We start from the raw sequence: 12,792 nt of genomic DNA on the forward strand, positions 1-12,792 counted from the left end.
AACCGTATCGGCATGCCGTACATGGATATTGCCCGCTGCACATCCCATTACGGCTCAATGCTGCTGAAGTACTCTTTTACGACGTCCTGGTACTCGCTGGGGATCGAGCCTTTCTCCATGCTTTCCCGGGCAAACTGTGCGTACTGCCCATACACTTCTTCGTAGGGAAGTGCGCCGCCCGACGTCACCGGCGCATTTGTCTGGCGCGACTGAGAGGCTCCGGCTCCAAGCGGTCCGCCTACGGTATCAGTCGGCCCCTCGCCCTCAATGCGGGCAGAAGGAACAGTTACCAGCTCGTGACTTCCTGAGCCGAGCCCCGCTCCTGGCCCTTTTCCTGAGCCGTTCCCGTTTCCGTTGCCATTGCCGTTGCCATTTCCACTGCCGTTTCCGTTTCCGTTGCCGCTACCGTTCCCGTTGCCGTTGCCGTTCCCGCTTCCGTTGCCATCACCAGAGCCGTTTCCTTCACTTCCCTGGGCTCCCGGCGAATTTCCTTGGCCGCCTGTGCCATCACCGGGGGCAGATGAACCTGCATTGTTTCCCTGGGCACCGCCTGCAGAAGCCGACGCCGAACCCGTTCCAGCAGCTCCTGCCGCTCCACCAGCGGTTCCTGCACCAGCCGCGCTGGCGAGCATCATCTGTGACTGCTGCATCGCCGCCATTGCCTGCGTGGCCAACAGAGCACCTGTATTCGCCTCTATCATCTGCTGAAGAGCTTGCGCCATTGCCGTTTCCAACGGAGCGAAGGCTTGCTGGACATTTCCCTGGGCCAGTTGTTCGGCTGCCTGTTTGATCTGTTCAGCCGCTTTCGCCAAATCCTGCTCTCCTGCTGCCTGCGCATCTTTTGCCAACTGCTCCGCCGCTTTTTCCAAAGCCTTCGCAAGCGCCTCCTGCTCTTCGCTTTTCATCGCTGCCACGGCCTTAGCCGCTGCCTGCAGGGCGTCGACCATCGCCTGACGATCTCCGCTGCTCAGCGCTTGGGCCACTTGCTGCATCCCCTGCTGCTGGCCCATTGCCTGTTGCAGCCGTTGGAGACTGGCTGCATTTCGCTCCTGGGTTTGCTTCCACTTTTCCAGCTTTTTCTCCGCCGCTTTCAGGGCCTGCAGCCGCTCTGTCGGGCTTTTCGCCTCTGCCAGCGCTTTTTTGGCTTGCTCAGCCATTTCTTCGATCTGCTTTTTCTGTGCATCACTGAGACCTTCCTTGGCCTTTGCTTCCTCTTGCAGCGCAGCCAGGACTTCCTGGGCCTCTGCCTGAGCCTGCTTCTCCTGGGCCATCTGTTCGAGGCGGAGATCCTGGGGATTGGGCCAGAGCCACAGCACGAGACTCATAGCGAAAGCGCCTCCCAACAGGTACACCTGTCTGCGCACCAGCGGCCAAATTTCCACCTGCTCCAAAATACGGGGCAAGGACTGCCGCAGCCTGTTCACCGTATCTTCCCGTTGAACCGCGGCAAGCGGCGAGCTGCTGTCCCGATGTTCCAAAGCCGTCACGACCCGCTCTGCCAATCCGTGCTGGTCCGCGAACCGGGCCGATTCCAGTTCGCCCGGTCTGGCCGCCCACAAACGATACGCGCCCAGCGCAACACCGGCAAGCAGAGCCAGCAGCACCAGCAACGGGTAAGACGGGATGGGAAAAAGACGAGCCAGGAGGAGAATCGCCAGACTTCCTCCCAGCCCCCACAAGGCACCTGTCGTCAGCCAGTGAACGCTCTTCTGCACCAAGAGCCTCTTTTGGATAGGCTTCAGCAATGTTTCCACATGATCCTTGCGTTGTGGACCAAACACGCTCATCACTCCTAGGCAGCCGTTTTTCTTCTGCGCGATTTCACCGGTTTAATCAAATAAATAGACAAACTCAAGCAAATCAAGGTAATTGCTGCAAAAAACAAGCAGTAAATCACATACGGGTCTAAAGGCAGGATCGTATAGTTGGTGCTCCCGCTTCCCCGAAGGCCGCGGAACGGCCCTTCCCCGAAGATACCCAGCATCGCAAACAGCGGGTTCAGGCTGTGCAACAGATCGGGCCAGATCGGAAAGATCCCGTTGGTGATATTCTTCACCCTCCATTGGTAGCGAATCATCTCCCGGATCACCTCAGCCAGCACACTGGTCCCTGCAGAGTAGCCGAACACGAGTGCATAGCTGACTACCGTCGCAATCCCGGTCCGTTTGATCAGCGTGGATAAAAGCACACCCACGCTCCCCAGACCCAGCATGGTTACGACATAAAAACCGAATACCTGCAGCAACTGCACAGGGGAAACGCCGCCGTACAGAAAGATGATGGCGTACAGAGGGATCGTGGCAAAAACAAGAAAAGTCATGAAACTGAGAGAAGCCAGCCATTTGCCCAGAATCAGCTTGGTCGCACTGATGTTGGTCGTCAGCAGGATGGACAGCGTCTGTCTTTCCCGCTCCCCGGAGATCACTCCGGCGGTCAAGCCTGGCACGACGAAGCAGATCATCGCCAGCTGCAGCAGGGACAGCATCATGAACAAACCGCGCGTCTGGTTGGGATCATAGTAGCTTCCCGCTCCCGTCAGCAGAAATATAAAGGTGAGCGCCACTGTTCCCAGGACGAGCAAATACAGAGTAATCACCCAAGGCGAGCGCTTGGTCCGCATGCGCAGTTTCAATTCGTTCAACAAAACGGGGTTGCGCAGTCGCTGCAAGATGTTCATGAGCCCACCCCCTTGGTGATTTCCAAAAAGATTTCTTCCAGATCTCCTTCGGCTTCGTTGAAGGCAGCGACAGGAAAACCGGCTACGGCGAGATTGTGAAGCAGTTCAACCTGCCCTTGGTCATCCCCGGAAAAACCCGTAACCAGCCAATTGCCCTCCCGCGTCACATTTGCAACTGCGGGTTGTTCCTTCAAATACGTGACCGCTTCCTCCAGACGATCCAGGAGGCGAATGCGAAGCACCCGTTTTTCCTGCATTTTGGCGTAAATTTCTTCGACTTTTCCAAAAGCAATCAGGCTGCCTTCCTCAATCACACCGATCACGTCACACATCTCCGCCAGCTCGGGCAGGATATGAGAACTGATGATAATCGTTTTTCCCATGTCCCGCAGTTCCTTCAAAATCTCCCGAAGCTCGATCCGCGCTCTTGGGTCGAGGCCCGAGGCCGGCTCATCGAGAATCAGCACCTCAGGATTGTGCACCAGACAACGGGCTAATCCAAGACGCTGCTTCATTCCCCGGGAGAGCGAATCGACATAGGCATCGCGCTTGTGACTGAGATTGACCAGCTCCAAAAGCTGCGGGATGATCTGCCGGCGCTCGTGCGGCGGGATGTCGTAGTTGGCGCCGTAAAAGTCCAAATACTCTTCGGCGGTCAAATTGTCGTACACGCCGAAAAAGTCGGGCATATACCCAATCAGCTTCCGCACCTCGCGGGGATGCTTGGTCACCTCGTAACCGCCCACGTACGCACTGCCGCTGGATGGCTCCAGCAGGGTGGCCAGGATGGACATGGTGGTGGATTTTCCTGCTCCGTTGGGGCCGACAAATCCAAAAACCGTTCCTTTGCCAATCTCCAGGGAGATTCCTTTCAGCGCTTCCATTTTTCCATAGCGTTTGCGTAATTGATCAATCTGGATCACGGACGGCTCACCTTTCCTTCCACGCTGATCACCGGCGTGCCCAAGTGGCGGTGATCATTAAAGCTGTGCGAAAACTTGATTCGCAGCACTCCCTCCGAAGAGAGGTATGTCGGCGTTTTGTCACTGGTCATCGTGTTGTTGGCAAATGCATTGTCGTACGCTTCAAACGCTCCTGTTTTCCAGTTGAACACCTCTTTGTCAAACGTCGTGTTATCTTCTGACCAGGTGTATAGGTAAATATTTTTAATTTGCAGGTTCTTTTCCTTCGGTTTGATATCAAAGTCGAAGGTCACATCCCCCGATCCGCGCACTATAAAGCCATCGCCGACGTCATCCACGCCTACACTGCTTCCTACCCGAATCGCGGGAAACTCGTCAGCCGGATAGTAGGCGTAGCCTTCCGGTGACGGCTTGATCGTGAGAGGCGAGGCCATCAGCGCGATACTGTAGGGCTTGAACCCTTTTTCGTTCACATCGATCTCGACGACAGGCTGATCGACCCAGCCCACCAGCTGCACCGGTGCATTTCCCTTGCCAGAGCTGCGCCGACTCTCCTCCATAATATCCACCATGTACTCTTCTCTGGTGCTTTCGTAACCGGGGTTGGACTGGTATTGCGCAGGCAGGAACTGATAGCCGCGGCTCCGGTTTCGAGCGGGGCGCGTCTGCAGGGTCGGATCAAATTTCAAATCAACATCGATGGTTTGTCCCGGTGCCAGCTCGGGGAATTTCTGCGTCTGCGTGTCGGATGCGACGGTGACATCCCGAAGCGTATAGACCGTTTTATTGGTCACTGTCCCTTTGAGTGCTCCTTCTACATAGCGAAGATCAGATTCCAGGCTGCCGACATCAGAGAGGAACTGCTCGGTCCCCAGCTTTCGCATCGACCAAAATTCCACGTCCTTGAATTGGATTTGCGTCTGGTCAGGCTGTGCCCATACCCAGGCTGTCGGTTCCGTCCTATCTGTGCTTCGAGAGAAGAGCGGCCAAACCCGGCCGTTTCCTTTGACAGAAACCTCGTAATCGCTGCTGCGGGGAACAAACATGGCGGCTACCGCCTTCGCATTGGCCTTGCCATCGCCGAGCAGCTGGACAAAACTCACTTGATGGAGCAATGGCGTCGTTCCGCGCTGCATGGCGCCCACCAGGAAAATGCCGATTCCCGTCACGATGGCAAGCGCGGGGACGGCTCCCCACATCAGGCTCTGCTTCCGCTTGCGGCGAAGCAGGAAGAACAAAATGGGTCCCGCGATGAGCGCATACACGCCGAAAAAGAGGGCCAGCCATTTGATATCCGGCATTTTCAGCGCAGGAATCCGGTCGGCTGCGTTCTCCAGGGACCACATCCGGTCCATAGGATCACGGTATGCGTTATTGATGGAAGACCCGAAGCCTTTGTTCATTACATCCGCCCAAAAACGGCTGTTTCCGCTCCAGCTTGCAACCGGTTCCTCGGCTAAATCATAGGCAATGTACAGCACTTTTCCCTCGCCTACCGAACGGCTGGCGATCAGCGGGACGCCTGCTTCACTGTACAAGACACTCCCGCTTTTTACGGTACCGGTGCTTACCGTAAGCGGTTTTTCCAGTACCGGTGCATTGTTTTTGTCTACCGTTAGGGCCTTCAATGTCGGAAGCGACGTGACCCCTGTCACTTCTACAGGCGAAAGGTCTTTCAGCTCACCTGCTGTTTTTCCAAAGTGAGCCCCGCCCGACAGCATCAGCATGCCGCCAGCGGTTGTCCAGTCGCGAATCGCCTGTACCTGCTGCGCGTTCAAGCTGTCCAGGGCGAAGTTGTTGAGCAAAAGGATATCGATCATTTGCAGCTGCGAGCTGGCCAGTGGCATTTGCTCTGCCTGCAAGGGCAGGACGCGAACCGGATTGGAAAAGGCGGATTTTGACAGCGCCCCGAGAAAGTTGGCGGTATCCGGATGAGCCGCCAGAACTCCCACAAACAAGGTATCACCGCTGTATCTTCTCCCGCCAATTGGGGACTTGGCGATCACCGTATTTCCTTTCATCATAGAAACGTAGGTATTGGGACCGATCAGGTTTCCCGGCACGGAAATCGTGATTTGTTTGGTCGCACCCTTGGCGATCGAAATAGGCTGGTAATAGGCCGTGGTATATTGGTCTCCCCTGTCGCCAGCCGAGACGACCAGATTTCCCTCTATATCCGCGCCGCTATTGGTGACTGTCACCTGGATCGGGACCAATCCCCGATCTTTGTATTCCCCGCCGATCCCCCCTGTTACCGCCAACTGCACAGGCGTCTCTGCCTGAACCGCAGGCAACCATTGGCCCGGTAAACCCGTGAATATCAGCAGGCAACTTAAAAAGGCGAAGAGCCATTGCTTGGACTTCGTCACATTCATTTCTTCTACCTCCACCGACGACTTAAGCTGATCCAGCTTGCTAAGGGTTATGACGTATAAAAGGGGGGAAAGGCTACAGGTTGATTCAAAATGAGGAAAAATAATAGCTTCCCGATCCGAGGTGGATGGGAAGCCACTAATTTCTTACGCTTTTACTTCCATAAAAAAGACAGACAAGAACTTTCTCACGCTGATGCGGCACTTGGTCGTCTTTTCGCCTGCCTCCAGCTCTTGCATGCGTTGACGGACCTCTTGAAAATCAAACAGCCGCGGGGCGAAGTGCTCAAAGGTAGGATTGGCATAATCGGTTAAACCAAGCGATGACAAATGGCTAAATGCTTGCAGCACCATGCGCCTGATCCGCTGCTCCATGGCGCGCACTTCTTTTCCCATCGTCTGCTCGTCCAAAGTACCGTGCAGCTTCAGCAAAATCTGCGAATACAATTCCTTAAGCTGAATATCGCGCAATTGATCTCCCCTGCGCTCTTCTTGCGCGAGCCACTGGATGATCAAAAGCAGGTCAGGGGCCCCCGCCTCGCTTGCAATCCCGAGCTGGAGCAAAAGCTGCTGTCCTCGTTGCACCAAACTATCCTGTTCCGAAAAGGACTTTTTCATGCCGCTCTCGGACGGTTCCTGTTTTCCTTTGACATCCAAGATTTGCAGGGATTTACGAATCGATAAAAGCGATGCTTCCACCGTCAAATAGTCGGATACACGTTTGAGTACAGACATGACTTCCAGGCGGTTAATCGGCTTTTGAATAAAGGTATCGATCCCTTGTAAATACGCTTCCCCAATCATTTCTTTATTTTCTACCTGTGACACCATGATGAATTTTCCTGCAAAGCCTTCCGCTTGCAGCTTTTTGATGGTCTGAATACCATCCAGCTCTGGCATCAACAGGTCGATTAAGATCACGTCTACCCCATACAGCTGATCGATAGACACTTGGTTCCCGTCACTCGCCTGACCCACGATCTCCCCCAGACCGCTATCCTGAATGATTCGCTCGAGCATCCTTCTCACAACCGCATCGTCCTCAATCAAAAAAAATCGGATCACGAGTCGACCTCCTTTCTCAGCAATTGATCGGTTGGAATTTGCACTTTAAAATGCGTCGTGGCATCCCGATCATGCACGATACGCAAAGTGCCTTGCAGGCTTTGGACAATTCCTCTGGCATGAGTAAGCCCGATCCCCGTCGATGAATTTCCCTGCGCATCGTATTTCGTCGTATATCCAGGCTGGAACACCCATTCCCTTTCCTCATGGGAAATCCCGGGCCCGCTATCCAGTACGTGAAACACAACATTGCGACCTACCAGACCGACAATCAGTTCAACACTGCCTTTTTTGCTGATGGCCTCTACCGCATTGGCTACCAGGTTGTTCAACACAGAAAGCAATGCATAAATTTGACTCGTCGACAATTTCACATGACAGTTGAAATGAAAGTGAATTTCCTTGCCCAGCATAGCAGCATATTTCTGGTTTGCCCGAATCACCAGTCCACACAACTCCGCTATCGGAAGTTGCGGCGACAAGCCTTCCTGATTCATGAGATTGGATAATCCGGCGAGCATCCGTTGCGAGTCTTTTTTCACTTCATGCACATGTTCGGCAATGGTCAGAGCAGTCGGTGATTCTTCGTGTTCGGACTCTCGCAGGCGCGTGTACAACTGGTAGCTTTCCCTCGTGATTTCTTCGAGCTCCGTCATCGATTTGCGCAAGTAAAACGCCTCTTCATACAGCTCTGTATTAATCATGCGCAGCCTGTCCAGCTCCTGTTGACGCACCTCGGCAACGGCTCGGACCTGTCGAATGGAGACACTATTGTATAAGCCCACCACAAAAAAGCTGCGCAGAGCGCCGAAGAAGAGAAGGATGAAAGCACTTTCTAAAGTGAGCAGCGGCGTATCACTTATCATTTGCCGCACTTGCAATTCTACGACATTGGAAAGAAAATCTACGGAAGCCCCAACTAAACCTAGTAATAACGGAAATTCCAAGTACTTTCTCGCTCGGATAAGATGGATGAGCAGCGAAAAACTGAAGTAATAAAAAGCAGAAGGAAGATGAACGAAAAAACTGTCTGCCACCGTCCGATAATCTACCAGTACATCAAGAGCCACTCGAAAGCCGAGAATGAACGTCCCGGTCAAAAATCCAGTCAGCAGTACGGGTACAGACTGAAACCAGATTAATCCGAAGAAGAAAGCGGCGATCCCGAGAGAAAAGCGAAAAGACCCTCCAAAGGGATTTACCTTCATTTCTCCAAAAAAAGCGGTTGCCAGCATAATAATGCAAAGTATCAACAGACGCTCGCGCATAATTGCCCCTTTCTGAAAACAAAAGATCTCCTATTCCTAATTGTATAAAGAATCGGAGATCTGCACAGGTGCAAAAATCTAGGCTGGTTTGTTTTCCAAACGCTTGGCAATAATTGACAGGGCGTAGTTGACCACAAAATACATAACGGCCACAAGCAAAAACGTCGGAATCACATAATTGACATTTCGGCCATTGATGATTTGCGCATGGTTCATCAGCTCTGGAAGAGCGATGATGACAGCCAAGGATGTATCCTTCAACAACGAAATAAATTGACTGACGATGGGCGGAACCATGCGTCGAAGCGCCTGTGGCAAGATGATGTGCCAAAGCGTTTGTACGTAATTAAGTCCAGACGAACGAGCAGCTTCAATTTGTCCTTTTTCCACTGACGTCAACCCGCTGCGGACAATCTCGGAGAGCATGGCCGCCTCGAAAATGACCAATGCCAGAATGGCCGCATAATATTTATCCAGCTTGATCCCAATTTCAGGGAGGGCAAAATACGTAAAGAAGATGATGAGCAAAAGCGGCAGATTACGAATCAACTCCACCAGTACGGCAAGCACCCGGGAAACGACCGGGATGCGGGCGTACCGCAGAACTCCGACGATGATCGCAATCACAAAGCTGAACACAATCGACAGGAATGCCACCTGCAAGGTAATCCAGAAACCTTCTAGGAGGAAGGTCAAATGACTTGGCGTATAAGCCCCGAGAAAATCCATGGTGTCCCCTCCTTGTTAGCGGCCCTTCGCCAAGCGTCGTTCCAAATAGCCTACGAACGAGCTTAACGGAAGCGTTAGAATTAAATAGAAAAGGCCCACGAAAATATACACATCAAACGTCACGAAAGTATCTGCTGCGATCAGGTCACCAAAATACATCAGGTCTAGACCAGCAATAACCCCCAGCACAGAAGAGTTTTTCACCAGGTTGATAAACTGGTTCCCCATTGGCGGAATTACCACTTTAATCGCCTGCGGCAGAATGACGTAACGCATCGTTTGCAAATAAGTCAGGCCAGAGGAGCGTGCGGCTTCTGTTTGTCCCCTCGGAACAGCCTGTATCCCGGCGCGAATCGTCTCTGCAATAAAAGCAGCGGTATAGACGGTAAGACCCATGGTTCCCGCAACAAAGGGGTTTAGCCTGATTCCAATGGCCGGCAGTCCCACGAAAAAGAGAAAGACAACGAGGATCAACGGAATATTGCGGACAAATTCTACGTATGCGGCGCCTATCCAGTTGAGTGGACGAATCGGAGAAATTCGGAAGATAGCAAAGATCGTTCCCAAAATAAGGCTGCCAACAAGAGCAAGCAAGCTCGCTTTTATGGTATTCCCAAATCCTTCCAGATACATGTCCCAATGGCTGAACAAAATGGAAAAATCAATCATTTCTGTTGCGAACCCCCTTCGGCGTAAGAAAATAAGGGAATGAGCGGTAGCTAAAACCGCTCATCCGTCATGGAGTCGAACAGCATTATTTTTTCGGCTTTTCGCCAATCCATTTCTCGTAAATCTTGTCGTATTCGCCGTTTTCTTTCAGTTCTTTCAACACATCATTTACAAACGTTACGAATTCTGCATCGCCTTTGCTGATCGCGATTCCGTATGGCTCTTCGGTAAAGATTTCATCGGTTACCCGGTAGTTTGGATCTTGTTTTGCCATCCCGTACAGAAGAGCGTTATCGGTCGTCAGCGCATCGCCTTGACCAGCTTTGAGAGCGGTGAAGGCTTCCGCATAGTTTTCAAATTCAAGAACTTCTGAATCTGGTGCTTTTTCGCGAATGCTCTTCGAATAAGTAGAGCCTTTGGCTGTCAGAACCTTCGTGCCTTTTACCAGGTCTTTGACACTATTGATATTGCTATCTTTTTTTACAAGCAAGGCCCCACCTGCCAGGAAGTACACATCGGAGAAGTCTACTTCTTTTTTGCGTTCTTCTGTAATCGTCATCGTTGCCACAATGGCATCAATTTCGCCGTTTTTCAGCATCGGGATCCGCGTCTTGGACGTGACTTCCTTCAGTTCAATTTTATTTTCATCACCAAGCGCCTTTTTGGCGATGGCCTTGGCGATATCAATATCAAAGCCTTCTACGTTTCCCGTGTTCGGGTCTTTTAGTCCAAACAGGTTCAAGTCATACTTGACGCCGACGACGAACTTGTCTCTTTCTTTGATTTTTGCCAGTGTCCCTGTGCCGCCTGCTCCCGTAGATTGTCCCCCTGGTGCTGCCCCATCTGAGGTTTTGCCGCCCCCACAGCCTGCCAATGCTGCTGCGCTGAGCATCAGAACCAATCCCATTCCGGTGACTTTCTTCCATACGCGATTTGCTTTCATCTGAATTCCCCTTTTCTCTTTCTTGGATTTTAGTGGTTCAAAATACGGCTTAAGAATAATCTCGCACGCTCTTCGCCCGGATTGGCAAAGAACTGCTTAGGTGTTGACTCTTCCAAGATCCTGCCCTGGTCCATGAAAACGATGCGATCGGCCACTTCACGGGCAAAGCCCATTTCATGCGTCACTACGACCATGGTCATGCCTTCTTGAGCCAGCTTCTTCATGACGTCCAGCACTTCTCCAATCGTTTCTGGATCAAGCGCCGAAGTCGGCTCATCAAAGAGCATGATTTTCGGCTTCATCGCCAGCCCTCGCGCGATGGCGACACGCTGCTGCTGTCCTCCGGAAAGTTGGGTCGGGTACTTGTCGGCCTTTTCCGGAATCCCTACTTTCTCCAAATAGTACAGCGCTGTTTCCTCGGCTTCTTTTTGGGAAATGCCGAGCACTTTGATGGGAGCGAGCGTGATGTTTTCCAATACGGTTTTATGCGGATAAAGATTGAAGTGCTGGAAGACCATGCCGATGTTGCGGCGCAATTTGTTTATATCGGTGCTTTTGTCGTTCACTTGTACGTTGTCGACAACCAGCTCTCCGCTTGTAACCGTTTCCAATCTGTTGATGCAGCGAACCATCGTACTCTTGCCTGAGCCCGACGGACCAATGACCACGACGACTTCTCCCTGGTTGATATGCAGGTTGATATCCTTGAGGACATGAAAGTTGCCATAATGCTTATTCACTTGATGAAAACGAATCAACCAGATTCCCCCTTGCTCTCTTTTCTATGTTTGTATCGTAAGGACGCTCTACCCAAAACTACTCAAAAAGACCGAGAAAATATTATCTCTCTTTACAATTTTCTAATAATGATGTTTATTTACCAAAAAAAACCTTTTATTTCGCTGTGACGACTTGCTTGGAGACAGTAAAACGAACAGGGCCCCTCGTCTACGTATACGAAGGGCCCTGCTTTATTATGCCATTCCATTCCATGCTATTCACCCGCGCACACAGCGCAAAGCAAAGAACCGGCTACATGTTTGTTTACCGATACACTTCCATTCCCACCCGGTCCGGCTCCAGCATATCAGCCAGCGCACGGTAGAGCTGAGGCGGATGCTCGGCAATCCGGTGACAGAGGTAAAGATACCACTCCGTGCCGTAGGTTACGTACAGCCGCAAAGGAACCCCCTCGTCCCTGATCATGCGTGCTTCCTCTTCGCATACGCCGCAGAGCATTTCCAATTCTACCTGACTCTCCGAGAGAAACCCCTGCTCCCTGACAGCCTGAACGATTTGCTGGTCATGTGTAGCGATAGAGAGCGGATGGCCGGCCTGCACGATCTTCTCGGTCAGTTCAAGATACCTTGTCTGCAGCTCTTTTGAACGGGGCAAGGCAACCTGCGGTTCTTCCCTGAACGCGCCCTTGACCAGCCTGATTCTGCCCGGCAAGTCGAGAAGCCTGGGCAGATCATCCCATGTCCGGTGCAGATGGGCCTGCACCGTAATCCCTACATGCTCATGACGGCTCGCCAATCTTTCATACAGACGGTAAATGGCTTCGGTTTTGGCCGATTCCTCCATACTGATCATCAAGATCTGACCGTTTTCCCGCGCTGCGGCGGCCAGCTCTTCCGCATGCGAAAGGGCCAGTTCCTCGTCGATCATAAGCCCGATGTGCGAAAGATCAAAGCAGATATGTACGGGCAGGCCCCTCTGGCTGCTCTCCCTGATCAAAGCGAGAAATTCATCCGTTGCTTTGCGGCACTCCGTAAGATCAGCCGTGTTTTCTCCGATGTACTCCAGGGAAATCGCATAGCCCGCTGCTTGCAGCCCCGCAGCCCGATCGAGCGCATCGCCCCTGGATTCACCCGCGATATATCGCTTTGCTGCCGCAAGCAGGAGCTGATAAAGCCAGGGTGTGTTCATCACGAACTCTTTCAGCTTCAGATCGCGGGCAATCGTCCGCAGCACAACTGATGCCTGCTGTTCATTGCTCTGGCTCTCTGTTTTTGTTCCTTCGGCAAACTCTTTTCTGTCCATGTGGCGCCTCCCCATCTTTTTCCCCAAGATAACATGGAGAATTGGTTTCGATGAGATCCACTTTTGCTATCGATGGACAGTACCAGTTCAGGAAAAAGGGGCT

General features: G+C 52.3%; 11 protein-coding genes. All 11 read right to left on the bottom strand.

From position 1 onward, the window contains the following. Nucleotides 1-47: 47 nt before the first annotated feature. Nucleotides 48-1,787 (bottom strand): DUF8809 domain-containing protein, encoded by a 1,740-nt coding sequence (locus NDK47_RS22900; RefSeq protein WP_251872050.1) that lies wholly within the window; start codon nucleotides 1,785-1,787, stop codon nucleotides 48-50. Between the two features lie 5 nt (nucleotides 1,788-1,792). Further along, nucleotides 1,793-2,677 (bottom strand): ABC transporter permease, encoded by an 885-nt coding sequence (locus NDK47_RS22905; protein ID WP_251872051.1) that lies wholly within the window; start codon nucleotides 2,675-2,677, stop codon nucleotides 1,793-1,795. Beyond that, on the bottom strand, nucleotides 2,674-3,600 hold the full coding sequence (locus NDK47_RS22910; RefSeq protein ID WP_251872052.1) for an ABC transporter ATP-binding protein: 927 nt from the start codon (nucleotides 3,598-3,600) through the stop codon (nucleotides 2,674-2,676). The genes NDK47_RS22905 and NDK47_RS22910 overlap by 4 nt, the downstream gene beginning before the upstream one ends. Further along, entirely contained in the window at nucleotides 3,597-5,975 is a 2,379-nt protein-coding gene (locus NDK47_RS22915; protein ID WP_251872053.1) for a DUF8725 domain-containing protein, read from the bottom strand. Before NDK47_RS22915 ends, NDK47_RS22910 begins: the two co-directional genes overlap by 4 nt. Nucleotides 5,976-6,119: 144 nt before the next feature. Next, nucleotides 6,120-7,037, bottom strand: coding sequence for a response regulator (locus tag NDK47_RS22920; RefSeq protein ID WP_251872054.1), 918 nt, complete (start codon nucleotides 7,035-7,037; stop codon nucleotides 6,120-6,122). Beyond that, the gene (locus tag NDK47_RS22925) at nucleotides 7,034-8,305 is read right to left on the bottom strand and encodes a sensor histidine kinase (RefSeq protein ID WP_251872055.1); all 1,272 of its coding nucleotides are present in this window, start codon (nucleotides 8,303-8,305) and stop codon (nucleotides 7,034-7,036) included. The genes NDK47_RS22920 and NDK47_RS22925 overlap by 4 nt, the downstream gene beginning before the upstream one ends. Nucleotides 8,306-8,383: 78 nt before the next feature. Next, the gene (locus NDK47_RS22930) at nucleotides 8,384-9,034 is read right to left on the bottom strand and encodes an amino acid ABC transporter permease (RefSeq protein WP_251872056.1); all 651 of its coding nucleotides are present in this window, start codon (nucleotides 9,032-9,034) and stop codon (nucleotides 8,384-8,386) included. A gap of 15 nt (nucleotides 9,035-9,049) precedes the next feature. Next, nucleotides 9,050-9,703 (bottom strand): amino acid ABC transporter permease, encoded by a 654-nt coding sequence (locus NDK47_RS22935; RefSeq protein WP_251872057.1) that lies wholly within the window; start codon nucleotides 9,701-9,703, stop codon nucleotides 9,050-9,052. A gap of 85 nt (nucleotides 9,704-9,788) precedes the next feature. Then, nucleotides 9,789-10,646, bottom strand: a complete 858-nt coding sequence (locus tag NDK47_RS22940; RefSeq protein WP_251872058.1) for a transporter substrate-binding domain-containing protein — start codon at nucleotides 10,644-10,646, stop codon at nucleotides 9,789-9,791. 29 nt (nucleotides 10,647-10,675) lie between these two features. Further along, a complete protein-coding gene (locus tag NDK47_RS22945; protein ID WP_251872059.1) occupies nucleotides 10,676-11,404 on the bottom strand; it encodes an amino acid ABC transporter ATP-binding protein in 729 nt (242 codons plus the stop codon). A gap of 286 nt (nucleotides 11,405-11,690) precedes the next feature. After that, nucleotides 11,691-12,689: a proline dehydrogenase family protein gene (locus NDK47_RS22950; protein ID WP_251872060.1), complete on the bottom strand. Its 999-nt coding sequence runs from the start codon at nucleotides 12,687-12,689 to the stop codon at nucleotides 11,691-11,693. Nucleotides 12,690-12,792: the final 103 nt, after the last annotated feature.

Origin of the sequence: Brevibacillus ruminantium (assembly GCF_023746555.1) — a bacterium.
Taxonomy (GTDB): domain Bacteria; phylum Bacillota; class Bacilli; order Brevibacillales; family Brevibacillaceae; genus Brevibacillus; species Brevibacillus ruminantium.